At 64.0% G+C, this 24,483-nt stretch carries 26 protein-coding genes and 1 pseudogene; 13 read left to right on the forward strand and 14 right to left on the reverse strand.

Features of this window, described 5'->3' with window-relative positions; genetic code table 11:
* Positions 1-221: pseudogene (locus tag K2W81_RS06250) on the reverse strand (succinate dehydrogenase iron-sulfur subunit); the annotation flags it as partial.
* 295 nt (positions 222-516) lie between these two features.
* Here K2W81_RS06250 and K2W81_RS06255 point away from each other — a divergent pair.
* Positions 517-1,665, forward strand: a complete 1,149-nt coding sequence (locus K2W81_RS06255; RefSeq protein WP_294102319.1) for an alpha-hydroxy acid oxidase — start codon at positions 517-519, stop codon at positions 1,663-1,665.
* A 3-nt stretch (positions 1,666-1,668) separates the two neighbouring features.
* On the opposite strand, the gene K2W81_RS06260 is transcribed toward K2W81_RS06255, so the two are convergent.
* The 5 genes from K2W81_RS06260 to K2W81_RS06280 form a co-directional block, all read right to left on the reverse strand.
* Positions 1,669-2,391, reverse strand: coding sequence for a hypothetical protein (locus tag K2W81_RS06260; RefSeq protein ID WP_294102321.1), 723 nt, complete (start codon positions 2,389-2,391; stop codon positions 1,669-1,671).
* A gap of 96 nt (positions 2,392-2,487) precedes the next feature.
* Entirely contained in the window at positions 2,488-2,943 is a 456-nt protein-coding gene (locus K2W81_RS06265; RefSeq protein ID WP_294102322.1) for a GFA family protein, read from the reverse strand.
* A 97-nt stretch (positions 2,944-3,040) separates the two neighbouring features.
* Positions 3,041-4,036, reverse strand: a complete 996-nt coding sequence (locus K2W81_RS06270; RefSeq protein ID WP_294102324.1) for a C13 family peptidase — start codon at positions 4,034-4,036, stop codon at positions 3,041-3,043.
* Positions 4,037-4,081: 45 nt separating this feature from the next.
* Complete coding sequence (locus tag K2W81_RS06275) at positions 4,082-6,217, reverse strand: hypothetical protein (RefSeq protein ID WP_294102326.1); 2,136 nt, start codon at positions 6,215-6,217, stop codon at positions 4,082-4,084.
* Entirely contained in the window at positions 6,214-6,768 is a 555-nt protein-coding gene (locus K2W81_RS06280) for a hypothetical protein (protein WP_294102327.1), read from the reverse strand. The genes K2W81_RS06275 and K2W81_RS06280 overlap by 4 nt, the downstream gene beginning before the upstream one ends.
* Positions 6,769-6,876: 108 nt before the next feature.
* On the opposite strand from K2W81_RS06280, the gene K2W81_RS06285 reads away from it, so the two are divergent.
* Together K2W81_RS06285 and K2W81_RS06290 are read left to right on the forward strand one after the other, a co-directional pair.
* A complete protein-coding gene (locus K2W81_RS06285) occupies positions 6,877-7,146 on the forward strand; it encodes a BrnT family toxin (protein WP_294102328.1) in 270 nt (89 codons plus the stop codon).
* A 4-nt stretch (positions 7,147-7,150) separates the two neighbouring features.
* On the forward strand, positions 7,151-7,348 hold the full coding sequence (locus K2W81_RS06290) for a hypothetical protein (protein ID WP_294102329.1): 198 nt from the start codon (positions 7,151-7,153) through the stop codon (positions 7,346-7,348).
* On the opposite strand, the gene K2W81_RS06295 is transcribed toward K2W81_RS06290, so the two are convergent.
* The 5 genes from K2W81_RS06295 to sdhC form a co-directional block, all read right to left on the reverse strand.
* Positions 7,345-7,542, reverse strand: a complete 198-nt coding sequence (locus tag K2W81_RS06295; RefSeq protein WP_294102331.1) for a type II toxin-antitoxin system HicA family toxin — start codon at positions 7,540-7,542, stop codon at positions 7,345-7,347. The two genes, K2W81_RS06290 and K2W81_RS06295, sit on opposite strands and share 4 nt — an antisense overlap.
* Positions 7,542-7,787, reverse strand: a complete 246-nt coding sequence (locus K2W81_RS06300) for a DUF1902 domain-containing protein (protein ID WP_294102333.1) — start codon at positions 7,785-7,787, stop codon at positions 7,542-7,544. Before K2W81_RS06300 ends, K2W81_RS06295 begins: the two co-directional genes overlap by 1 nt.
* 97 nt (positions 7,788-7,884) lie before the next feature.
* A complete protein-coding gene (gene sdhA, locus K2W81_RS06305; protein WP_294102334.1) occupies positions 7,885-9,687 on the reverse strand; it encodes a succinate dehydrogenase flavoprotein subunit in 1,803 nt (600 codons plus the stop codon).
* A complete protein-coding gene (gene sdhD / locus K2W81_RS06310; RefSeq protein ID WP_294102335.1) occupies positions 9,684-10,073 on the reverse strand; it encodes a succinate dehydrogenase, hydrophobic membrane anchor protein in 390 nt (129 codons plus the stop codon). Before sdhD ends, sdhA begins: the two co-directional genes overlap by 4 nt.
* Position 10,074: 1 nt before the next feature.
* Entirely contained in the window at positions 10,075-10,488 is a 414-nt protein-coding gene (sdhC, locus tag K2W81_RS06315; RefSeq protein WP_294102337.1) for a succinate dehydrogenase, cytochrome b556 subunit, read from the reverse strand.
* A 182-nt stretch (positions 10,489-10,670) separates the two neighbouring features.
* Here sdhC and K2W81_RS06320 point away from each other — a divergent pair, with 182 nt between their 5' ends.
* From K2W81_RS06320 to K2W81_RS06345, 6 genes are all read left to right on the forward strand, one after another.
* Positions 10,671-12,014, forward strand: a complete 1,344-nt coding sequence (locus K2W81_RS06320; protein ID WP_294102401.1) for a methyl-accepting chemotaxis protein — start codon at positions 10,671-10,673, stop codon at positions 12,012-12,014.
* A gap of 194 nt (positions 12,015-12,208) precedes the next feature.
* The gene (locus tag K2W81_RS06325; protein WP_294102339.1) at positions 12,209-13,381 is read left to right on the forward strand and encodes a methyl-accepting chemotaxis protein; all 1,173 of its coding nucleotides are present in this window, start codon (positions 12,209-12,211) and stop codon (positions 13,379-13,381) included.
* Positions 13,382-13,475: 94 nt separating this feature from the next.
* Complete coding sequence (locus K2W81_RS06330) at positions 13,476-14,165, forward strand: hypothetical protein (RefSeq protein ID WP_294102341.1); 690 nt, start codon at positions 13,476-13,478, stop codon at positions 14,163-14,165.
* Positions 14,166-14,223: 58 nt separating this feature from the next.
* Positions 14,224-14,922, forward strand: coding sequence for an SDR family oxidoreductase (locus K2W81_RS06335; protein WP_294102343.1), 699 nt, complete (start codon positions 14,224-14,226; stop codon positions 14,920-14,922).
* Positions 14,912-15,568, forward strand: coding sequence for a hypothetical protein (locus K2W81_RS06340; protein ID WP_294102345.1), 657 nt, complete (start codon positions 14,912-14,914; stop codon positions 15,566-15,568). The genes K2W81_RS06335 and K2W81_RS06340 overlap by 11 nt, the downstream gene beginning before the upstream one ends.
* Positions 15,568-16,494, forward strand: a complete 927-nt coding sequence (locus tag K2W81_RS06345; RefSeq protein ID WP_294102346.1) for a 50S ribosomal protein L11 methyltransferase — start codon at positions 15,568-15,570, stop codon at positions 16,492-16,494. Before K2W81_RS06340 ends, K2W81_RS06345 begins: the two co-directional genes overlap by 1 nt.
* Before the next feature lie 39 nt (positions 16,495-16,533).
* Here the strand turns inward: K2W81_RS06345 and phhA are convergent, their stop codons facing one another.
* Positions 16,534-17,424 carry a phenylalanine 4-monooxygenase gene (phhA, locus tag K2W81_RS06350; RefSeq protein WP_294102348.1) on the reverse strand — a complete coding sequence of 297 codons (891 nt, stop codon included), beginning with the start codon at positions 17,422-17,424 and terminating at the stop codon, positions 16,534-16,536.
* A gap of 193 nt (positions 17,425-17,617) precedes the next feature.
* Here phhA and K2W81_RS06355 point away from each other — a divergent pair, with 193 nt between their 5' ends.
* Complete coding sequence (locus K2W81_RS06355; protein WP_294102350.1) at positions 17,618-18,898, forward strand: NAD(P)/FAD-dependent oxidoreductase; 1,281 nt, start codon at positions 17,618-17,620, stop codon at positions 18,896-18,898.
* Between the two features lie 82 nt (positions 18,899-18,980).
* On the opposite strand, the gene K2W81_RS06360 is transcribed toward K2W81_RS06355, so the two are convergent.
* Positions 18,981-19,337: a hypothetical protein gene (locus tag K2W81_RS06360; protein ID WP_294102352.1), complete on the reverse strand. Its 357-nt coding sequence runs from the start codon at positions 19,335-19,337 to the stop codon at positions 18,981-18,983.
* Between the two features lie 315 nt (positions 19,338-19,652).
* Positions 19,653-20,645 (reverse strand): glycerophosphodiester phosphodiesterase, encoded by a 993-nt coding sequence (locus K2W81_RS06365; protein ID WP_294102403.1) that lies wholly within the window; start codon positions 20,643-20,645, stop codon positions 19,653-19,655.
* A gap of 144 nt (positions 20,646-20,789) precedes the next feature.
* On the opposite strand from K2W81_RS06365, the gene K2W81_RS06370 reads away from it, so the two are divergent.
* Genes K2W81_RS06370 through K2W81_RS06380 form a run of 3 tightly spaced genes read left to right on the forward strand, consistent with a single transcriptional unit; the run spans position 20,790 to position 24,468 of the window.
* Positions 20,790-21,281 (forward strand): 2Fe-2S iron-sulfur cluster-binding protein, encoded by a 492-nt coding sequence (locus K2W81_RS06370; RefSeq protein WP_294102354.1) that lies wholly within the window; start codon positions 20,790-20,792, stop codon positions 21,279-21,281.
* Positions 21,278-22,258 carry a xanthine dehydrogenase family protein subunit M gene (locus K2W81_RS06375; protein ID WP_294102355.1) on the forward strand — a complete coding sequence of 327 codons (981 nt, stop codon included), beginning with the start codon at positions 21,278-21,280 and terminating at the stop codon, positions 22,256-22,258. Before K2W81_RS06370 ends, K2W81_RS06375 begins: the two co-directional genes overlap by 4 nt.
* Positions 22,255-24,468: a xanthine dehydrogenase family protein molybdopterin-binding subunit gene (locus tag K2W81_RS06380; protein WP_294102356.1), complete on the forward strand. Its 2,214-nt coding sequence runs from the start codon at positions 22,255-22,257 to the stop codon at positions 24,466-24,468. Before K2W81_RS06375 ends, K2W81_RS06380 begins: the two co-directional genes overlap by 4 nt.
* The last annotated feature ends 15 nt before the right edge of the window (positions 24,469-24,483 follow it).

The following is a 24,483-nucleotide window of genomic DNA, read 5'->3' on the forward strand; positions in this document are numbered from 1 at the left end:
GTCGAATCCTGCTCGGCCTTCATCTTGATCAGCGCGTCGAGCACCATCGGGCCGCATTCGTCGAGATCGACTTCGAAATTGTCGTAATGCGGATTCTCGCCGACATCGGGGTCATAGCGATAGACTTTGAACTTCTTGATCCGCGTGGCACCCCCGCCCGCCTTGTGGCTCTTGCCCTCGGGCTTGATCTTGCTGTTGGCGGGGAGAAAAAACTCGGCCATCGCGTGCGTCATCCTGTCATGCACCGGGCGAACCGCGCCCGTATGCGAGGGCGATACATGAGGCGACGCGCGCTTTCAAACCCTGATGCCTGCAAATCATCGGCGCCACCGTCGGGCATGATACGGCCTTTGGGGCAGGAGGGAATCGCGGGAGTGCGCGGCGGCGCGGATGATTGTCCCGCTACTGGTCATGCCCATCTCTCGCCAATCCGATCACCAGCGCGCTGATCGACATTGGCGGCGGCGTTTCGATCTGCACCTTGCCCAATCCGGTCGAGCCGCCTAGCCAAGCGCGATGCGGCTCGACCAATGCCACAACATTGATGATTTCCGGCGACTGGCGCGCGCACGGCTGCCGGGACCGGTGTTCCACTACATCGACGGTGCCGCCGACGACGAAGTGACGCGGCGACGCAACACCACCGCCTATGAAAGCTGCGATCTGGTCCCCAATGTGCTCGCGGGTGTCGCCGAGATCGACATGAGCGTCGAGGTGATGGGCAAGCGGATCGGCATGCCGTTGTTCCTGTCGCCGACCGCGCTGCAACGGCTGTTCCACTGGCGCGGCGAACGCGCGGTCGCGGCGGCGGCGCAAAAGTTGGACACTTGGTTCGGCATTTCGTCGCTCGCCACCGTCAGTATCGAGGAAATCGGTCGGACCATCGCCTCGCCCAAACTGTTCCAGCTCTATGTCCACAAGGACAAGGGACTCAACGCCGCCATGATCGCCGCGTGCAAGGCCGCGAAATTCGACGCAATCGCGCTGACGGTCGACACGATTGTCGGCGGCAATCGCGAGCGCTGTCTGCGCACCGGCTTTACGTCGCCGCCGCGGCTCACGCCGTCATCGGCGCTGAGCTTCGCGCTGCACCCGCGCTGGACGCTCGATTACCTGTTCCGCGCGCCATTCGAGCTATCGAACCTCAAGGATCACCTCGACGAAGGATCGCGCAAGTCGATGTCGGTCGGCGACTATTTCACCAAGATGCTCGACCAGTCGCTCGACTGGAAGACGGCGGAGGCGATCCGCGCCGATTGGGGCGGGGAGTTCTGCCTGAAGGGAATCATGTCGGTCGCGGACGCCCGGCGCGCGGTCGATATCGGCGCCACCGCGATCATGGTGTCGAACCACGGTGGCCGCCAACTCGACGGATCACGCGCGCCGTTCGACCAGCTTGCGGAAATCGTCGACGCGGTTGGCGACCGGATCGACGTAATCTGCGACGGCGGGATCACGCGCGGCAGCCATGTGCTCAAGGCGCTGAGCGTCGGCGCCAAAGCCTGTTCGGGCGGGCGGATCTACCTCTATGCGCTGGCAGCGGCTGGGCAAGCCGGGGTCGAACGCGCGCTCGGCAACCTGCGCGCCGAAATCGAGCGCGACATGAAACTGATGGGCGCGCGCTCGGTCGGCGATCTGAGCCGGGCGAATTTGCGCTGGCGGTAGCGGTTAGGCGAGCGTCACCTTCGCCGTGCGCGTGGCGCATTGCAGGACGATTTGCGCCGCCATCATTGGGTCGAGGCTGTCGCGCCCGGCGTCCATCGCCTTTTGGATGGCGTAGCCAATCGCGCAGGCCCGGCGCATCGGCGGCACTTCGTACAGGTCGAGCGCTTCGGTGAGCTTTCCCCGGAACACGCGCGCCCATTCGGTGGGCCGGTCGGTCATATGCTCGGGTGGCAGGTCCAGCGTCTCAAAGTCGGGCCCGCCCACGCGCTTCGCGACCTTGGCCATTTCATCGCCGATCATCTCAACGGTCACGCGCGCGCCGAGCGCCTGCGCCGCCCCAAAAGCCAGGCTGATGACCGAGTCCGATGATTCCACCAGCAGACGGTTGGGCGGATCGCCAAAGAAATAGTAGCGCCCGTCGTTGCCCTTGACCACCGTCAGTCCAAGCTGCTCGGGCGTGGCGCCCACCGCCAGGCGCGTCAGAAACGGCGCGATGCATGCATGCCCCGCCACCGACGCGAGCATTGCCAGCAGATCCTCCATCCGCACGCCGCGTTCGCTGTTCAGCAATTGGCAGGCCAGATCGAAGATGACGGCGCCGGCAAGGCGTTCGCGAACACCCGGGTCCGCTTGTTCTTCCGCGCGCAAGTGGTGGAGGACGGCCGCATGGCCGGGGTGTTTGTCATTGTTGTTCGACGGATTTGACGGCCCGGCGGGCGCCGCCACTTTCTTGCGTCCGAAGATTGCCATGCGAGACCTCGCTAAATTCAGCAGAGCGCCTGTAAATCCAAATGGTTAAGCTTGGGTGAGCGCACCCCTCTGCTATACGGCGGTCGGTCCGACCAGTGCCATCCATTCAGCCTGACTTCGGGGCTGTTCCATCACCGTCGGCACGCCATCTGGCAGCGTTACCCAAGGCTGTTTGCTGCCAACCCATAGATGCGCCGCGAGGACGACCTCCGCACTGCGATCGAGCGTGCCGCAGCGCAACGAAGCAAAGCCGGGGCGTGTGCTGTTTTCGGCGAAGATGCGGACTTTGCAGATCGCGCACCCCCAGAGGGACGAATCCGCGCCACTTGGTTGCCGATACGAGCCGCTGTCGAGTTCGCCTTCGATCTCGAGGTCGCTCCGCATGACCAACATATGCTCGCTGAACGCGCTGCCCGTCCGCGTCTGGCAATCGGTGCAATGGCAGGCATAGGGCCGAAACCGAAAGCCGCTGCGCAAGGTGTAGCGCACGGCGCCGCAGAGGCAGCCTCCGGTCAGCGGTCCGTCCATGGCCTCTCTCCCATCATCCGTTGCGCAAGCGGTTTAACAGCGACGACTTTAGGAGAAAATGGCGCGCGCACTGAAAGTCGACCGGCACGTCACCACGCTATCTCTTCTCCAGCAAGCTCACCGCCGGGACCCCGACCGGCATCGTCGGCGCTTTGGGCGTGCGCTTGTCGAGCGCGGCGAGCCAGAGCTTGGCACGATCGCCGATGAAGCTTTGCGGCAGCGACGGGGTGAGATTGCCCTTGGCTTCCCATTCGCTCACCAGCCGCGCGGCTTCCCCGGCAGCCGCTTCGATCGGCTGGGCCTTGCGCAACGCATGGTTGATCAGCGCGTCGCCGAAAAAGGTCCAGTCGCTGTCGGCCTGACAGCCGAACGAGGTCCGATCGCCGACTGAGGCCGTCAGCACGGCGCTGTCGCCATTGGCGATGGCGGGCAGAAAGCTCCCCGAATAACAAGCGCTCACCATCACCAGCCGCCGCGTGATGCCGAGCCCGTCGAGCAGCGCCGCCAGTCGTGTCGGGCTGACGATGCCAAAGCCGTTGTCGCCATCGTTATAGACCACGCCAATCCGTGCACCGTGGCTGGTGGTGTAAAGGATCAGCACATCCTCGCGCTTGTCCATCAGCTCGGCGATCCGCGCGAGGACGAGGCCGAGATGCGCGGGGCTGCCGCGCGGCAGATCGAGGCCGCCTTTGCCATCGGGTCCCGCCAGCGTGATCGTGCGGCCGAGAGCGTCATAGCGGCGCGTGAGCACCCGCCCCGCTTCACGCGCCTCCCGCGAGAATTCGCCGTCGCTGTCGAGCGCGACCGTCACGACATAGGCATCGACCACGCCTTTGCGCTGCGGCGCGAGCGATGCCAGCGCGCGGTCGAGGCGGCGGTGCTCCACGAGCTCATCAGCGGGATCGCGGTGATGCTCGACCTCGGTCCCGCCGTCCGAATAGCGGCCGACCTCTTCGGGCGTCATCGCGTTGAAGAACGGCACCGGCGGGCCGTGCTCAGGCGGCTTGCGCACTGCCTGCTGCGGGGTTGCGGGTACGACGGCAACGGTCACGAGGAAAGCGGTCGCGGCGATACGGATCGCTAGCTGGGACATTCTTTGACGGCGCACGCCCGCATAGTGAGGCGCATCGCGTGACCGTCAAGGCTTTTTGGTTTGGTCTTTCTGTTTCGAAAGCGGCTTGATTGACGCATTGATCCCGGTCTGGACGAACATGGTGATTGCATAGCACAGGGTGATCAACAGCAGCATCGGCACCCATTGACCAATGGCCCAAAGGGTCTTGATGCTGGCCGGGGCCGTTAGGTCGGGGCCAATTCGGGCGATCAGCCAAAAGGCCCTTCCGCCCCACACTAGCGCTGCCACGCTCAACAAGCCTGTCAGTATCGCAGCCCAATATTGGAGCACGTGCAGTTTCCTGACTTTAGCCCAATAGCGCTGCTCCGCCAAGCTCTCGGCCATCACCCTGCGAGCCGCTTGAAAAGCTGCTTCGGCTTTAACCTTCTCGACGCTTGAGGATCGATGGGCCCTCGCTTGGTTTAACTTCCCACAAATGTCATCAGCCCTGTCATGTCGCGTGACAGCGCGCGCCGCTTCGCCCTCAGCAAGCTTGCGGTTCAGCTTGCTTTCCTGCACCCACCGCACCAGCCCCGCGAAGAGCACAGTCGCCGCTGCCGCCACGGTGACGGCCCCATAGGCTTGGAGAGTCGCCCAGCCAAAGTCGCATACTGACGCGAAGCTCGCAGCCTTGCCGCCCAGCACAGCCTTCGCAAGCCCGCCCGCTGCCGTCACCATCCCCGACGTCACCAGCAGGAACAGTGCCAGGATGAACAGATAGGCACCGTACATGTGCAGCCAGCGCGCAACACATTTGAGCGCCTTGTCGTAAGGTTTGATCTCAACCGGTTGGTTGGCGGGGTCGAGCGGGTCGATCAGCCAGCGCACCACGCGGCGCCGCTGCTTGGCACCCGCCGAGCGATCGAAGCCCTCGGTTCCCGTGAAATAACGGATGTGCGCGAGCAGATAATCAAAGCCCCACACTGTTTCGACCGTCTCCAGCGGCGGCGTGTATTGGCCGGGCACTTGGGCCGTCGGATCGATCGGCCGCGCAAAGGCGCTGAGCGTCCCTGCAACCGGATCCTGCGGCGCTTGCAGGTTGATCCACCGGCAATCCTTCGGGAAGGGATTGGTCGGCGCGTCTTCGGGGCCGACATCGGTTGCGGTCGCCACAACACGCGGCCACAGCCCCGCGAATTTGTTGAGTGGGCTGCCATAGGTAAGGAAGCCTTGCAGCTTGGCGAACAGCTTGGGACGGCTGATAATGTGGGTGTCTGCCAGCCATGGGGGCCGGGCCGGCATCATCGCACCAATCTCGCCATTCGGTCGACGCCGCGTCACAAAATCGCTTTTCAGGTCCAGCGGCACAGCCTTCCACTGCGCCTCCGTCAGATAATTGGGCAGTGCATGACCAATCTCGGTCAGGCCATTATAGGCCAGCACGGTGCCCTGGCTATGCGCGACGACATACCAGCGATCGAGCTTGTCATTCGCGCCCATCGCTACCATTTCGGCGACCATCCGCCGCCGGATGCCCACACGCCGCGGATGGCCCGGATCGCTGAGCGCCGAGGCGCCCGGCACGGCCCGCTCCTCATAGGTGCGGACATCGCCGACGTAGCGGACGATCAGCACCGGCGACGGCGCTTGGGCAAGAAGCTTTTGCAGCAGCCGCTTGGCAAGGCTCCAGGTCGCGGCCGTCAGCATCGCGATCAGCCCGGCAACCGCCAATTGCAGTCGTGATACTGGCTCGACCCGTAAATCGCCTGCGACCGATTTTGGCAATTTGACCAGCGTCGAGGTGCGGTGTTTGTCGACATCGATTGCTTTTTCGAGACCCGATGGATCAAGCTCGCGATAGATGGGCGCGGCCCATTGGCCGAACCCCCAAATCCAAAAACCGATCGCGTCGAAAATGCCCTCGCGCTCGGCCAGATCGGCCCACCAGACTTCGTGGCAATGAAACTCCACGTCGTGCTTGGGGCCAGTGACGCGGAGCGTGATCGGACTCAAGCCGTGCGGGTGTGCGTCGCCCGGCGGCAGCTCCCAGCCCTTGGTGCGGTCAGTCACCGCGCAGCTAAATGGGCCGTCGTCGGCTTGGCGCATCAATTCGGCAAATTCGACCACCGACGCGCGAAGATGATCGAACCGCTTTTGCTCGCCAATGCCGTGGACGAACAGCAGGCCAACTTGTTTCGGCGATTGGCTGGCGGTGGTCATGGTCCAGGCGGCGCGGCGGGTGCGGGCGCTGCCGCCGCTTCAAGATGGGGAACGCAGGTCTCGGCCTTTTCGCGCTTGGCGACCGTTGCAAGCACACCGCAGGCACGGATCAGCGGCTCGTCCCACAATTTCCGTCCCGCGGTCGTCCAGTCGATCGCATAGGTGACGCTCCCCGCCCCGGCAAGGCTTGTCCCGGAACGGTGGCTCGACAGCGATTCGCGGGCATCGCGCGAAAATTCGCCATCGCTGTCGGGCGCGACGGTGACGACATGGTCATCGACCACGCCCTTGCGCTGCGGCGCGAGCGACGCCAGCGCACGGTCGATGCGGCGGTGCTCCGCAAGTTCGTCAGCGGGATTGCGGTGATGCTCGACCTCGGTCCCGCCGTCCGAATAGCGGGTGACTTCTTCGGGCGTCATGGCGTTGAAGAATGGCGCGGGCGGGCCGTGCTCCGGCGGCTTGCGCACTGCCTGCTGCAGCGTCGCCGGGACAAGCGCGACGGTGACGAGGAAAGCGCTGAGGAAAATGCGCAAATACGGCAGTGCGGCCAAGTGATGTCCCCTGGTTGTGGCGCCGAGTGTCGGGCGCGCGGCGAGGGTATGTCAACGGGGTTGCGGGAGAGTGGAAATTATACCGTTTTGGCGCTATATGGGGCCGCGATGTTCGAATTCGATGCGGATAAGAGCGCGGCCAATCTGGCCAAGCATGGCATCGATTTCATCGAAGCGCAGGCGTTATGGGCGGACGACCGCCTGACCGATATCGGAGCGGTGGAATATGGCGGAGAAACGCGGCGGCTTTACGTCGGAGAATGGCGCGGCAAACGCTGGACAGCAGTCGTTACCGAACGCGGTGAGCACATCCGACTCATCTCGGTCCGTCGTGCGCGATCCAGCGAAGAAATGGCCTACGACCGCGCAGGAATTTGACGAGATGTTCGACAATGGCGAGGACATTGATCACCTGATCGACTGGTCGCTTGCGCGGCTGGCGTATCCGATGAAACGGGTCAATGTCGATTTCCCCACGCCAGTGGTTGCGCGGCTCGATCGGGAAGCCAAGCGACGCGGCGTGACGCGGCAGGCGCTGATCAAGATGTGGATCGCAGATCGGCTGGACGCGGCGGGTTAAAGCTTCGTCTTGATACCTGCCTGCTTGAGAATGGCATTGGCAGTGTAGAGTTTGCGCGTACCGGCATCGACCGTGAAAGTCAGGCCCGTAATCGGGCTGAACCAAATCTCATGGTCGCCTTTGCCCTGCCGCACAAAGTAACAGCCGTTCGCGGCAAGCGTCCGCTTCAATTCCCGCCCGTATTTTCCGCCCATCAGGCAGCGACCGGGATCGTGCTTTCGTGGAACGCGACCAGCCGCAACGAATGCGGACCGTGGCGTCGGTCTTCGGCGATGAGATGCGCGTTGTCCGCGATCAGCTCGGGCAAGACCGCGACTGCGCGGTCCCGCAGTCGTTCGAGCGTGTCGCCCTCGGTGATTAGTCCCGGTACATCGCAGTCGAGTGTGTACCAGACATGCGCTTCGGGATCATAAGCTGCGTGCAGGGTCCAAAGGGTCATCGGTTGCTCCTTGGCCTAGCATAGCGTCTTGGGCGCCATTGCAAAAGCGTCTGATCGGGCAGAACGATCACGATCCGCCCTCAGGTCAGGGCTTGTCTCAATAAACCCGCTTCTTCGGCTTGATATACTCAATGTCGTCGGTGAGCGTATAGTCGTGCACCGGGCGGTAATCGATCGCGACCTGGCCGCCTTCGCCGCCCCAGCCGTTGAAGGTTGCGATGGAGTGCTTCATCCAATTAGCGTCGTCGCGCTCGGGGTAATCTTCGTTCACATGCGCGCCGCGTGATTCCTGGCGGTTGGCGGCGGAATTGACAGTCACCACCGCCTGCGCGAGCAGATTGTCGAGCTCGAGCGTTTCGACCAGATCGGTGTTCCAGATCATCGATCGGTCATTGACCTTCACATCGGCCAGCCCCGCATAGGTCGCGGCGATCTTGGTCTGGCCTTCGCTCAGCAGCGCATTGTCGCGGAACACCGCGCAATGCTTCTGCATCGTGCGCTGCATGTCGAGCCGCAGCACCGCCGTCGGCGTGCCACCGCTCGCGTGGCGGAACTTGTCGAGCCGGGTGAGCGACAGCTCTTCTGATCCCTTGGGCAGCGGGTTGTGCGGGGTGCCGGGCTTCAAGGTTTCCTTGATCCGCAGGCCGGTCGCGCGGCCGAACACCACGAGATCGATCAGCGAATTCGAGCCCAGGCGGTTGGCGCCGTGCACCGACACGCAGGCGGCTTCGCCGACCGCGAACAGGCCAGGGACGACGCTGTCGGGGTTGCCATCCTTCAGCCGGACGACCTCGCCGTGGAAGTTACACGGGATACCGCCCATGTTGTAATGCACCGTCGGTGTCACCGGCAGCGGTTGCCGGGTCAGATCGACACCGGCGAAAATCTTGCCGGTTTCGGTAATGCCGGGCAGCCGCTCGGCGAGCACCTTGGGATCGATATGGTCGAGGTGGAGGAAGATATGGTCCTTTTCCTTGCCCACACCGCGCCCTTCGCGGATTTCGATTGCCATGCAGCGCGACACGACGTCGCGGCTGGCGAGATCCTTGGCGGAGGGGGCGTAACGCTCCATGAACCGCTCGCCTTCGCTGTTGGTGAGGTAACCGCCCTCGCCGCGCGCGCCCTCGGTAATCAGCACGCCCGCGCCGTAAATGCCGGTCGGGTGAAACTGGACGAATTCCATGTCCTGCAGCGGCAGGCCTGCGCGCAGCACCATCCCGCCGCCGTCGCCGGTGCAGGTATGCGCCGACGTCGCCGAGAAATAGCAGCGGCCATAGCCACCGGTCGCCAGCACCGTCTGGTGGGCGCGGAAGCGGTGGATCGATCCGTCATCCATGCACAAAGCGATCACGCCCCGGCACACGCCGTCTTCCATGATCAGGTCGAGCGCGAAATATTCGATGTAGAAGTCGGCGTCATACTTCAGGCTCTGCTGGTAGAGCGCGTGGAGCATCGCGTGGCCGGTGCGGTCGGCAGCGGCGGCGGTGCGCTGCACCGGGGGGCCTTCGCCCATATTCTGCATATGGCCGCCGAACGGGCGCTGATAGATGGTGCCATCGTCGTTGCGGCTGAACGGCACGCCGGCATGTTCGAGTTCGTACACGGCGGCAGGCGCCTCGCGCACCATATATTCGATCGCGTCCTGATCGCCGAGCCAGTCCGAGCCCTTGACGGTATCGTACATGTGCCAGGTCCAGTGATCGGGCGAATTATTACCGAGCGATGCGGCGATTCCGCCTTGCGCCGCGACGGTGTGGCTGCGGGTGGGAAACACCTTGGTGATGCACGCGGTCTTCAGCCCCGCTTCGGCAATGCCCATCGTCGCGCGCAGGCCGCTGCCGCCCGCGCCAACCACCACCGCGTCATAGGTGTGATCGATGATCTTATAGGCGGCGGTCATGCGAGCGGTGCTCCGGTGAAGGCGATTTTCAGGATCGAAAAGATCGCGGTCGCGCCTGCGCCGACCACGAAGAAATTGAGCAGCAGCAGCGCGGCGACGCGGGTGTGGTCGTGCAGATAATCCTCGATCAGCACCTGCAAGCCGAGCCGGAAGTGGTAGAAGACGCTCAGCACCAGCAGCGCCATCGGCACCGCCGCGACCGGCGCCGACAGCCAGCGGCGCATCGCTTCATAATCATGCCCCGGCAGCAGCGCGATCGACGCGAGCAGCCACGCCATCAGGATCAGGTTGGCGGCGGCGGTCAGCCGCTGGTGCCACCAATGATGCGCGCCGGCTTTTGATGAGCCGAGGCCGCGGACGCGGCCGAGTTCGGTACCATTGCCCATGTTATTTCCCCGCCAGCAGATAGGCCCAATAGGCCATAGTCAGGATGATCGAGAGCGCGAGCGTCGCCTGCGCGAAGAGCTTGTTGCTGCGCAGCTCATAACCGGCACCGGTATCGAGCATCAGATGCCGAATCCCGCTCATCATGTGCTGGAAAAAGGCGAAGGTCAGCCCGATGCCGAACAGATAGCCAAGCGGGGTCAGCGGCCCGCCGTCGAGCGTGAAGAGCTTCAGGAACCAGCCATAGCTCTCCTTGCCGCCCGCGACCGCCGCGATCCACCAGACGAACAGCAGCGATCCGACCAAGGCCATCCCGTCACCGGTCACCCGGTGCAGGATCGAGACCAGCATATGCGGCCCCCATTTCCAGATGCTGAGATGCGGCGACAGCGGGCGGGCGGGTCGGGGTGAAGCCAAGGCTGGTTCCTTCGGGACGACTGTGGCGCTCCTATTACCCCCGACGCACGCCGATGCAACCACGGCCTTGGTCTGCGTGCTCCCTAACTTGGTCTTAACCAAATCACCTTACGCGTTCGGATGGGACCCCGAGTTATCCTAACGTCGACATCTGGAAGGAATGCCCTTTGAGCAACAATGATTTGCCCGTCATCGGAACCGTTGCAGCAGCGGTCGATTTGTCGGCGCGGCTCAGGGTGTTCGATTTCGACGGGTCGCTGGCGCAATCCAGCCGCGAAGCCTGGGCCGTGCTCGAACCCGAAGTGCGCGAAGCGTCGGGCGCTTATTGGCAGCAATGGATGCGCTGCTTTGCCAACGAACGCCAATGGGCGCCGATGGAAACGCAGAAAATGATCGATGTCGGCTGCGACTTCTTGCGCAACCGCTTCCTCGACACCGCCGGACGCGCCTGGATCGAATCAATCGAGCGATCAGTCGCCGCCGCTTATGTTGGCGGCGTGACGCCGATGGCATTGCTGTCGATGATCAACGCCAGCGATCGCGCCGCGCTCGACATTTTGATGCGCCGCATCGACCGCACCGATCAACGCCTGCCTGCGATGATCGATACCTTGCTCCGCCTATCGGCGCTCGAAGGCGAAATCACCGTCGCGATCTACAACGCCTATCGCGATCACAGCGCACAGGTCGCGCGTGACCGGCTCGCCGCCGAATTCCGCGAAGGCATTGCCAAGATGGTCGAGAGCGTCAGCCAGGAAGGGAGCGCCTTGCGCACCCAGGCCAGCCGCACGTCAAGTTCGACGCGCGGCATGCTCGGCAAGACCAGCGAAGTCGCGGCTGCGGCCGAACAATCCGCCGTCGCGATGCGCGAAGCCGCCCAAACCGCCGCCGGACTGATCCGCGCGATTGAAGACGCCCGCAGCGAAGTCGAGGCCGCCGCCGAAATCGCCACCCGCGCCGCGAGCCAGGCGGGTGCCGCCGTCGGCATGTCCGAAACGCTCAGCGATCACGCCAAGTCGATCGAATCGATCCTCGGCCTGATCCGCGACATTGCAGGGCAAACCAATTTGCTCGCGCTCAACGCGACGATCGAGGCGGCACGCGCAGGCGACGCCGGACGCGGCTTCGCGGTCGTGGCGCAGGAAGTGAAGAGCCTCGCCAACCAGACCGCCCGCGCCACCGACGACATCGCTGCCAAAATCGCCGCGATCCAGTCGGCGACGCGCTCGACCGTCGAGACCAATGCGTCGATCCGCTCGACCGTTGCCGAAGTCCAGCTATCGGCGGAAAAAATCCGCTCGGCGATGGAAATGCAGGCGCAGACGGTGACCGCGATCACCGCAAGCGTCGACGAAACCGCGCTTGCTGCCGATTCGATGTCGAACACGATCGCTGCGATCCGCGAAGACACCGAAAGCGTCGCGAGCGATATCGACCGCGTTGGCCAAGGCTTTGACGCTTTCGACTCGCGGCTCGGCACGCTCAAGACGACGGCGGGCGACTTCATCTCCAAAGTGGCGGCATAACCATGATCGTTGTGGACCAATCTTCGTTCCAGCTCAAAGACCAACGGTCGGCCGTTGAGCGGTTGCGCTATTTTGATGCTGATGGCGCTATCCGCAGCCAACAGGCTGAACTGCATGCGATCCTTGCTCCCCATTTCGAAGCGCCTGCGCGCAACTTTTGGGCATTTCTGGCGCGCTGCCCCGACTGTAGCCAATTGACCCAGCTTCTGACGCCCGAAGTGGTGAACCGGCGCGTCGCGGCGGACATCGGGTATCTCAACGCCAAGTTCGGACGGACATTCGCCGACGAATGGATCGTGCTGGCGTCGAGGCGTATGGCCGAGGCCGATGCCGTCGGCTTGACGCCAAATGTCGTGATTGCCGGGCTGACGATGCTCAACCACGATTTGCTCGCCATCGTGCGCGCCGCCGTTGCCGGTGATCTTGATCGCTATGCCCGGCTTGCCGATGTGGTCCTGCGGTTGGCCACATTCGAGGCCAAGGTCGTGATGTCGTGGTGGGGCAATGCGCGGGCCGAAAACGCGCGTCAGGAGCGCCGCGAGCAATCCGAACGCTTCCGCGCGACGATGGCCGCCAGCGTCCAGCAGAGCGCCGCGCTGGGCGCCCAGCTGAAGGATCAAGCCAAGACCGTGTCCGCCTCCGCCCGCGGCATGCTCGATCAAACCAGCGAAGTCGCGATCGCCGCCGAGCAGTCGGCAACGGCGATGCGGCAGGCAGCGCAGACGGCAGGCGGCCTGATGCACGCGATCGAAACCGCGTGCGATGAAGTCGATGCGACCGGCGAAATTGCCGCGCGCGCCTCCGATCAGGCCCGCGAGGCGATGGTCGCTTCGGCCGCCTTCAGCGATCACGCCAAGTCGATCGAATCGATCCTGGGTCTGATCCGCGACATTGCGGGGCAAACCAATTTGCTGGCTCTGAACGCCACGATTGAGGCCGCGCGCGCAGGTGATGCCGGACGGGGCTTCGCGGTCGTCGCGCAAGAAGTGAAGAGCCTCGCCAATCAGACCGCGCGGGCGACCGACGACATCGCGACCAAGATCGCCGCGATCCAGTCGGCCAGCCGGTCGACCGTCGACACCAATGCGCTGATCTTCAAGACCGTTGCCGAAGTCCGCGCCAGTGCCGAACGCATTCAGCAAGTAATCGGCGCGCAGGCCAAGACGGTGATGTCGATCACCGCCGCCGTCGATCAGACCGCGGTCGCCGCCGGTAATTCGGCGCGGACAATCGACGCGATCCGCAACGGCACCGAAAGCGTCGCCAACGAAATCGAGTGCGTCGGCCACGGCTTTGCGAAACTGCATCTCCAGCTCGACGAGCTCAGCGTAACGGCGGGGGACTTCATCGCCAAGATTGCCGACTGAATTGACGCCCTGGCGGCGGGCAAAAGACGCGCATTAGCAATATCTTGGCGATTCTGCGCGATACGCTTGGCGCGACAACTTGCGGATGCAGCGCATGACCTTTGGCAAACGAACGACTCCCTTCGGCGCAAGGCCGACGATACCGACGCCGCCACGCGATTCGGACGGCAAGCGCCGCATCTTCGGCGAGTCCATTTTTGCCGGCCCGCATGGCACGATGCTGCGCGATATGGGCTTCGCGCTCGACGATCCGGCCAATGTCCTTCCTGACCCCGTCGACGTTGATCGTGCCGTGCAGGAATCGCTCAAGGAGCAGGATCAGCTTCGCCGCGAGATCGAGGCCGAGCTGCTCGCGCGGCACGGCCATAATGCGATCCGCCCTTTCTTCATTCTCGCCGAACCCGTGTTCAACAGCGACTTGGGGCAGTGGCTGATCCGCGTGATGCGGCTGCGGCCTTATGACGCGTGGAACCTCGTCTATTTGCCGACCGATCGCGCGACGCAGCGGATCATGGGCGATGTGCCGATGCACCCGCTCCAGTCGGTTGCGCCGATCGACGAGCTGATGGTCAAGCAGATCGGCCAGTTTCGCACGAAATGGGTCGAGGCGCGGCGCAAGGCCGAGGCGCATATCAACGAGGTCGGCGCGGACAAGGCGAGCCCGGTGATGGAAAAATTCGTCGCCTATAGCGATGCCATGCCGCAACAGATCATCGACCATGTCACCAAGGTCAAACCCATGATCGTCGACCTGATCGCCGACGTCCAACGCCGCGCCGCTTGATCGTCGATCCGAGCGCGTCGACTTTACATCCGGGGCGTCTCCGCGCTTAAGTCGCGGTATGATCCATGTTCTTCTGACCGGCAGCAGCCGTGGCATCGGGGCCGCCATCGCCGCCGCGCTTGATCGTCCCGATATCCGGCTGATCGGCCACGGCACCGCGAGCGGCATTGCCGCGGATTTCGCCGATCCGGCAGCGCCCGCGCATCTCTGGGACGCTGCGCTCGATACGCTCGACGGGCGCATCGACGTGCTGATCAACAATGCTGGGGTGTTCGAAGCCAATCCGATCGACCGCGACGATGCCGCTTGGGCTGCCGATTGGGCGCGCACGATGCAGATCAACCTGACCGCCTCGGCCGATCTGTGCCGCCGCGCGGTGCTGCACTGGCGCGGGCGCGAGTCGGGCGGGCGCATCGTCAACATCGCCAGCCGCGCCGCCTATCGCGGCGATTCGCCCGATCACTGGCATTATGCCGCCTCCAAGGCAGGCATGGTCGCAATGACCAAGTCGATCGCGCGCGGCTATGCCCGTGACGGCATCTTGGCCTTCGCGATCTGCCCCGGTTTCACGATGACCGGCATGGCCGAGGATTATCTCGCGAGTCGCGGCGGCGACAAATTGCTCGCCGACATCCCGCTCGGTCGGGTCGCAGCGCCGGAAGAGGTCGCGGTCGCCGCGCGCTTTTGCGCGTTGGAGGCACCGCCGTCGATGACCGGCAGCGTGCTTGACGTGAATGGAGCAAGCTATGTCCGCTAAAGAACCCGTCGCCCAAAGCGCGTTTGCCAAATGGACCATCCGCCTGATGGCGGCAATCGGTGTGCTTGGCTGCGTGGCAGTCATAGCGATCGTCGTCATGATTTCCGGTAACTTTCGCCGACATGAGCCGACGGCGGTCGTGCAAGCTGGCGCAACCAAGCAGGTGTTCGAGATTGGCAGCGTCGAGAAAGTGCCGGGCACCTCGCTGATGAAAATCGCGATCTTTGCAACAAATGGTCAACGTTATGGTGGCAGCGCTTCCTACGATTCCGAGAAGGGCGATCTCCGCAACGTGCTGCTGCTCGATACCATTACGGGCAAGAGTCGGCGGCTGCTGCCGAACAATAGCCGCAGAATCGAGGCTTTCGATTTCCTTTCGGAAGATCGGGAAGATGCCACGGTCTGTTGCTATTATCTCTCCGTCGATCGGGCTGACAACACCCTTCACGAAGAAGTGATATTGGGCGTGCTCGCCACGGGCCAACAAGCAACCGTCTTACCCGAGGTCGACGGGTTCGATTCAGTTTCGATGCCCGATAAGGATCATGTCGCGCTGATCGTGCGCGATCGGCAGCGCCTCTCCATTCATTTTGTCGATTTGGCGACGCTCAAAGTGACCGCCACCCATCCGATTGCGATCAACTAATGCCCGCTAGCTGGAAGCTCTCCCTGCCGTGCACGCGCGCGGAGGCCGAGGCGATCGATGCCGAGATGGCCGATCTGGGGATCGATCCGCCGCCGGTGCTGATGACAACCGAAGAAGTCGAGGACGATGCCGAGCGCTGGCGGCTCGATGCCTATTTCGAAGGCAAGCCCAGCGCGAAGGCAATCGCGGCCGTCCGCGCGCTGATCCCCTCTTCGGCCAAGGTCGCGGCCAAGCCGGTGCTGATCCCCGATGCCGACTGGATCGCGCTGAGCCAGGCCGATCTGACCCCGGTGCGCGCGGGACGGTTCTTCGTCCACACCAGCGCCTATGCCGATGCGGTGCCGCCCGATGTCCGCGCATATCGCATTGAAGCGAGCCGCGCGTTCGGCACCGGCCATCACGAAACGACGACCGGCTGCCTGATGATGCTCGACGCGATCCGGCGCCGCGGCGTGCGGGTCGACAATCTGATCGATCTTGGCACCGGCACCGGGCTACTCGCCTTCGCCGCGCTGCATCTGTGGCCGCGCGCCTTTGCAGCCGCGACCGATATCGATCCTGTGTCGATCGAGGTCAGCGCCGAAAATGCCGTGATCAACGGCGTACCGACCGGGCTGGCCCGCGGTCGGCTCGCGCTGGGGGTCGCCAATGGTGTCGCGTCGCCGCTAGTGCTCGACCGTGCGCCCTATGATCTGGTGATTGCGAATATCCTCGCCGCGCCGTTGATCGAGATGGCGGGCGATTTCACCGCGATTGCCGCCCCCGGCGCGCAGATTGTGCTCGCGGGATTGCTGACGCGGCAGGCCGACGCCGTCGCCGCAGCCTATCGCCGCCAGGGCTGCCGCGTCGCCGAGCGGTTGATCCTGGGCGACTGGACGATTCTGCGCTTGCGCAAGCGCCCCGATTTTCGCCTGCGCGGGCTATAGGAACGCGGCTCTGGCGATGCCGAGCGGTGGGAGCGCGGCTCAGACGAGCTTGGCTTGGGCGCGGGCGGCTGCATAGGCCTGTGTGCCAGCGGTGAAGACGCGATCGCCCTCGACGATTTCGGCGATGCGGATCGTGTCAGCCGCCTCAACCGCCGCATAAATGGGCGCGAAATCGGTTTCGACCGTCACCCGCAACAATTCGTCGAAGCTCGGAATCACGAAATAATTCTGCTGGAAATCGTCGATCCGGTACTCGGTGCGCATCACGCGTTCGAGGCCGAAGCCAATCCGGTTGGGGCTGGGATCGTCGAGCGCGAACACGCTTTCCGCCGCCGACGAGACGATACCCGAACCGTAGATGCGGAGCGCTCCCGCTTCCTCGACCAGCCCGAATTCGACCGTGTACCAATAGAGTCGCGACAGATATTTGAGGTATTTCTCGCCACCAAGCCGCACCGCGCGCTGCCCGCCCCGCCCATAAGCCGCGAGATAATCGGCGAACACCGGATCGGCGAGCATCGGCACATGGCCGAACACGTCGTGAAACACATCGGGCTCTTCGAGATAATCGAGTTGATCGGCGCGCCGGATGAAATTGCCCGCGACGAAGCGGCGATTGGCCATGTGATCGAAGAACACATCGTCGGGCACCAGGCCCGGCACCGCAACGACTTGCCACCCGGTCAGCTTCATCAGCCGTTCGGAAAGTTCCTCGAAATTGGGGATGCCCGCTTCGGAGAGTTTGAGCGCATCGAGCCCGGCGAGATAGGCTGAAGACGCGCGTCCCGGCAGCAACGCCACCTGCCGGGCATAGAGCGTGTCCCAGATCGCATGCGCATCCGCGCCATAGGCTTCCCACCCCTGCGGGATCGTCCAATCGGGACCTGAGCCCTCGGGCGGGCGAGTGAGCACATGCATATCGGTTGCCATGTCGCGATCCTATCATGCTTGTCCGCTGGGGAAAATGGCGACGGCCAAGAACGGGGCGGGCAATGGCCCATCGGTCGGCCCGCCCGCTTCTTGGTTGCACTGCACAAAACGCTGCCCACGCGCCCGACGATCTGTTATCGCCGCCGACATGGCGGATGCTCCCCACCCCCACTCCCACCCCCACCCCCACATCGTGATTATCGGCGCGGGCTTTGGTGGACTCGCGGCAGCGCGGGGCCTGCGGCGGCTTGACGCGCAGGTGACGATCATTGATCGCCAGAACCACCATCTGTTCCAACCGCTGCTCTATCAAGTCGCAACCGCGGGCCTCAGTCCAGCGGAGATCGCGGCACCGATCCGCGCGATCGTGCGCCGCTATCGCAACACGCGCGTGTTGCTCGACACGGTGACGGGGGTCGATAGTGCCACGCGCACGATCGCGCTCGAAAGCGGCACGACGCTCGACTATGATGCCTTGATTATCGCCACTGGGGCGACCCACAGCTATTTCGGGCAGGATCACTGGGCCGAATTCGCGCCCGGCATCAAGACGATTGACGATGCGATTCAGGTGCGTGCGCGTATCCTCGTCGCGATGGAGCGCGCCGAAACCGAGCGCCAGCAGATGCCCGAGACGCGCGATCAGCAGCTGACATTCGTTGTCATCGGCGGCGGCCCGACCGGCGTCGAAATGGCCGGCGCGATCGCCGAATTGACCCGCCACGCCGCCGACATGGATTTTCGCTATATCAGCCGCCAGTGCATCCGGGTGATGCTCGTCGAGGCGGGGCCGCGCCTGCTCGGCGCGTTCCCCGAGGAGCTGTCGGCCGAGGCCCTGATCGCGCTCGAGCAATTGGGCGTCGAGGTGCGACTCAACGGTCGTGTAACCGATATCGCGGCCGACGCCGTGATGGTCGGCGATGAGCGCGTTGCCGCCGCCGCGATCATTTGGGGCGCCGGCGTGCAAGCCTCTCCCGCCGCCAAATGGTTGGGGGTCGAGGCTGACCGCGCGGGCCGCGTGATCGTTGCGTCCGATATGCAGGTCGCGGACCGGCCCGGGGTCTATGTGATCGGCGACACCGCATCGGTCGCCGACAAGGACGGGCGCCCGGTGCCCGGCGTCGCCCCCGCCGCCAAGCAACAAGGTGAGCATGTCGCGCGCGTGATCGCCGCATCAGTCAAAGGGACGAAGCATCCGGGGCCGTTTGCCTATAAGAGTTACGGGAATCTTGCGACGATCGGCAGGCGGCGTGCGGTGGCCGATTTCGGCTGGACCCGGTTGAGCGGTTGGCCGGCGTGGTTCGTCTGGTCGACCGCGCACATCTTCTACCTCACCGATTTTCGCAGCCGCCTGATCGTCGGCGCGCAGTGGATATGGAGCTATGTCACCTTCGATCGCGGTGCCCGGCTGATCACCGGCATCAGCGCGGCCAAGATGCCGCATGCCGTGTGGAGCGAACGTCAGCCGAAATAACGGCACGACCGATGTTACCGCAACGATCGAGCGCGCGCATCGCGTGGCTCGCTCGATCGTTGCGACTACCAACGCGATCAGATCAGCACTTGCCGAAGACCTTGGTCACAATGACCTGGCCGTTGAAGCTGACGGTAATTTTTACACCGGTCGGGATAAACTTACCACAAATCGTCGCACATGCGGAAAGCTTAGCGCCGGTGGGAATCCACGAAGGAACATTAATACATTTATTTCCAAAGATCGGAACCTTTATGCAAGCCTTATGATCTTTAGTAATGACGACATCGACACAGCCTCCTAGAACCGACAATTCATTAGCGAGGTATGAATCTTCCGCGTTCACCAAGGAAAATTCATACATCATTTCGCCGTGTGCTTTGATTGTCGCAATTGCTGCGTCAATCTTGTCCTTATCGAACTCATGATACGTCGTCATGCTCTCTCTCCTTCACGTGAATGCCTCTTCAGGCGCGGCAAAGATACATGAGCAAAATTGGGATACAGTAATTGTTTGGGTCAAAATCGACGCATCTATATAACGTCGTCCGGTAGTGGCTCTGAGCCATGCTCAATCGTTTCAACGATGATTGTTACAGCGCAAAATCTACAATTATGTCCAAATTGGATTAAGGCGGGCCTTTTAGTATTGACACGTTTTGATCTTGGCAAACCTGCGTTCGCGCGATCGATTCCGCAATCTGCGGCGTTTTTGCGGAACTGCTGCGCGGCCTTGCGTGCCACGCGAGTCGCGCTACCGCCGTGCAGCCTTGCGCGCGGCCACGCCGATCGCCGGGAAATCGGTGAAGAAGCCGTCGACGCCGAAGCCGATATAGGTGCGGATTTCCGCTTCGACTTGGCCATGCGCTGCCGGGTCGGTGCCGACCCGCAAACCCGCAGGCAGAAAGGCGTTTTCGGCGCGAAAGGTCCAGGGGTGGAGCTTCAGCCCCGCCGCATGCGCATCCGCCACCAGCGATGTCTGCGGCCCCGCGCCCGTCCAGATCATGCTCTTGTTCGGGCCGATGCCATAGGCATAGGCAGCGATGGCCTTCAGCCCTTCGGGTGTCGCCATCGCGGCATAGCTGGGCGCGGCCTTGTCGGCGGGGCCGCCGCTCGCGTCCATCAGCTGGATCAACCGGACGCGCGTCATTTTGTGCAGCTCCTTCAGATTATCGACCTCGAACGACTGGATGAACACCGGCGCGCTCGCCGAATCCCAGCCCGCTGCCTTCAACTGCGCGACGAGCCGCGCTTCCATCGGGTGACCGATCAACGCGAAATAGCTCGGGTGCTTGGTTTCGGGATAAATCCCGACGCCGTGCAGCTTCGCCAGCGCGATCACTTCCGCCAGCGTCGGCACGTCGAACTGGCCATCGAACTTGGCACTGCCGGGGCGCAGTTGCGGCAGCCGTTCCTTGGCGCGCAGCGTCTTCAGCTCGGCGAGCGTGAAATCCTCGGTAAACCAGCCGGTGTGGCTTTCGCCGTCGATCAGCTTGGTCGCCTTGCGCGCCGCAAATTCGGGGTGGGCCGCGACATCGGTGGTGCCAGTGATGTCATTCTCATGCCGCGCGACGAACACGTTGTCCTTGGTCAACACCAGATCGGGCTCGATGAAATCGGCGCCCTGTTCGATCGCGAGCGTGTAGGACGCCAGCGTATGTTCGGGCCGCAGCCCGCTCGCGCCGCGATGCGCGATGACAATAGGCTTAGTGGCAGGCGGCTTGGCGGCGGGCGGCGATGACGACATGGCGGCACCTTGCCCGAGTGCCAGCGCGGCGACCAGTGCCCCGGGTGTTGCAAAAAACATCCGCATGGCTTGCCCTCCGCGCTTTGGTGCCCCACCTTTAGGGTCCTTCCGATCGCATGTCTTCAGGCAAAAAAGGGGCGCCGCATGCACTTCACGATCAACGGCACGGTGCATCAGGCCGAGGCGGATATTCGAACGTCGCTGCTCGATCTGCTGCGCGACCACCTCGGGCTAAGCGGCACCAAAAAGGGGTGCGATCACGGCCAGTGCGGGGCGTGCACGGTGCTGGTGGGCGGACGGCGGATCAATGCCTGCCTGACGCTCGCGGTGATGCACGAAGGCGATGCGATCACCACGATCGAGGGCCTCGCCGATGGCGACACGCTGCACCCGATGCAGGCGGCGTTCGTCAAGCATGACGGCTTCCAGTGCGGCTACTGCACGCCGGGCCAGATCATGTCGGCGGTCGGCATGCTTGAGGAGATCAAGGCGGACATGCCGAGCCATGTCAGCGAGTCGCTCCACAGCTTCGAGCTGACCGACGCCGAGATTTCGGAGCGGATGAGCGGCAATCTGTGCCGTTGTTCGGCTTACCCCAATATCGTCGATGCGATTCGCGAGGTGGCCGGGGCATGAAGACATTCAGCTACGCCCGCGCCGACAGCCCCGAAGCTGCCGTCGAGGCAATCGCGGACGGCGCCAAGTTCATCGCGGGCGGCACCAATTTGCTCGACTTGATGAAGCTCCAGATCGAGGCGCCCGACGCCCTCGTCGACATCAGCCGCCTCGATCTCGCGCAGGTCGAGGAGCACGATGGCGGCATGCGGATCGGCGCGCTGGTGCCCAACAGCGATCTCGCCGCGCACCCGCTGATCCGCGCGCGCTACCCGCTGCTCAGCCGCGCGCTGCTGTCGGGGGCGTCGGCGCAGCTCCGCAACAAGGCGACGACGGGGGGCAATCTGCTCCAGCGGACGCGCTGCTATTATTTCTACGACACCGCCGCCCCCTGCAACAAACGCGCGCCCGGATCAGGCTGCAATGCGCAGGGCGGCTACAACCGCATCCACGCGATTCTGGGCGCGAGCGAGCATTGCATTGCGACGCACCCGAGCGACATGGCCGTTGCGATGCGCGCGCTCGACGCGGTGGTGGTGACGCTCCAACCCGGCGGCGACCGGCGGCGGATTGCGCTCGGCGATCTCTACCGCTTGCCCGGCGACACCCCACAGATCGAGACCAGCCTCGCGCCCGGCGAGCTGATCACCCATATCGAACTGCCCGCATCGCCCGCGGGCAAGCAACTCTATCGCAAGGTCCGCGACCGCGCGTCCTATGCGTTCGCGGTCGTCTCGGTGGCGGCGGTGATTGCGGTCGAGGACGGCACGATCACCTCGGCGCACCTCGCGTTCGGGGGGCTTGCCCCGGTGCCGTGGCGCGATCCGGCGGTGGAGGCAGCGCTGGTCGGTCAACCGGCATCAACCGCAAGCTTCGAGGCTGCCGCCGATGCACTGCTCAACGATGCGCGCGGACAAGGGCATAACGACTTCAAGATCCCGCTGACGCGCCGCACGCTCGTCGCCGCGCTCCGCGATCTGACGGAGGCCGCACGATGACCGAATATGTGATGGATGCCGATTTCGGCCCCTCGGCGCTGTCACGCAGCGTGCAGGGGCTGCTCGGCAAGGGTATCGACCGGATCGACGGCGTCGCCAAGGTGACCGGCGCCGCACTCTACGCCGCCGAACATCGACCCAAGGGCGACATGGCCTATGGCTATGCGATCACCGCGACGGTTGCGGTCGGCGCGGTACGATCGATCGACACCAAGGCGGCCGAAGCGATGCCCGGCGTGCTCGCCGTGATTACCGACGATCCGCGCTTGCCGAGCGAATCGCACATCATCCGCGCGGCGCAGCATCCGCGCAACGACGGCACGCTCGAAAGCTATGGCCAGATCATCGGCCTCGTCGTTGCCGACAGCTTCGAAGCCGCGCGCGCTGCCGCCCAAGCGGTGAGCGTCGATTATGTCCAGGTGAAGGGCCAATTCGACACGCTCGCCAACCAAGCCAGCGCGCAAGACCCGCACAAGGGCGCGATGCTGCCCAATATCGTGATCGGCGATGTCGACGCGGCGCTCGAAGCCGCTGAGGTGACGCTCGATGTCACTTATTCGACGCCCTATCAGGTCCATGCAGCGATGGAGCCCCACGCGGCGATCGCCGAATGGGACGGCGACAAGCTCACGCTCTACGGCTCGATTCAGATCATGCGCGGCTTCACGCCGGTGCTCGCCAATTCGCTCGGCATGCCGGTCGAGAATATCCACGTCCTCTCGCCCTATATCGGCGGCGGCTTCGGCGGGAAAATCGGCGGGCCGGAGACGGTGCTGGCGGCAATTGCTGCCCAGAAAGTCGGTCGGCCGGTGAAAGTCGCGCTGACCCGGCAGCAGTTGTTCCATTCAATCTATGGCCGCGCCGACACGCACCAGCGTATCCGCCTCGCCGCCGGGCCGGACGGCAAGCTGACCGCAATGGCGCAGGATAGCATTACCAGCCAGAAGACGGGGCTGAATTTCTTCGAACCCGTCGCGCTCGGCGCCCTGTCGCTCTACGCGGCGCCCGCGCGCAGCTTCACCACCAAGATCGTCAAGATCAATGTGACGGCGGCGGGTGCGGTGCGCGCGCCGGGCGAAGCGGTCGGGATGATGGCGCTCGAAGCGGCGATGGACGAAATGGCCGAGCAGCTTGGCATGGACCCGATCGACTTCCGCAAGGCCAATGAACCGAGCGTCGACCCGACCAGCGGCAAGCCCTTCTCCACCCGGCGCCTGATCGACTGCTACGACGAAGGCGCGCGGCGCTTTGGCTGGGACGCGCGCATTGCGACGCCGGGCCAACGCCGCGAAGGCGAATGGCTGATCGGGCTCGGCATGGCGACCGCCGCCCGCGTCAATTTCCTCGCCGACAGTTTCGCGCGGGTGCGGCTGACACCCGAAGGCGTGGCCGAAATCGAAACCGACATGACTGACATCGGCACCGGCACCTACACGATCCTCGCGCAGATCGCGGGTGAATCGCTGGGCCTGCCGATCGAGCGAATCCGCGTGGCGCTCGGCGACTCGAACCATCCCGACGGCGCCGGATCGGGCGGCTCGTTCGGCGCGGCATCGAGCGGATCGTCGGTGATGATCGCTTGCGAAGATATCGTCGCGGAGCTGGCAAAGCGGATGGGCGCCAATCCAGAAGACATGACGCTAAAGGACGGCTTCGCGATTGCGGGCAATCGTCAGGTGCCGCTCAGCGAACTGGTTGGCGACGCGCCGATCGAGGCGATTGGCGCAATCCACCCCGGCACCAACAGCCGCAGCTTCAGCCAGGGCACTTATGGCGCGCAATTCGCCGAAGTCGCGGTGCATGCGGTGACGGGCGAAGTGCGTGTCCGCCGCTTGCTCGGCATCTTCGACTGCGGGCGCATCCTCAACGCCAAGACCGCGCGCAGCCAGGCGATCGGCGGGATGATCTGGGGCCTTGGCTATGCGCTCCACGAAGCCGCGATCCTCGACCCGCGCACCGGGGCGTACGTCAACCGCGACCTCGCCGAATATCACATCCCGGTGAATGCCGATGTGCCGCAGATCGAGGCCTGGTTCGTCGAGGAAATCGACGAACATGCGAGCCCCGTTGGCGCGAAGGGGTTGGGCGAGCTCGGCATTTCGGGGCTGGGCGCGGCGGTGACCAATGCGGTGTACAACGCCTGCGGCGTGCGGGTGCGCGATTGGCCGATGACGCTCGACCAGATTTTGCCCGGGCTGCCACCGGTTTAGTGCCAGAGGAAAAAA

It is taken from the genome of Sphingomonas sp., assembly GCF_019749955.1.
Taxonomy (GTDB): Bacteria; Pseudomonadota; Alphaproteobacteria; order Sphingomonadales; family Sphingomonadaceae; genus Sphingomonas.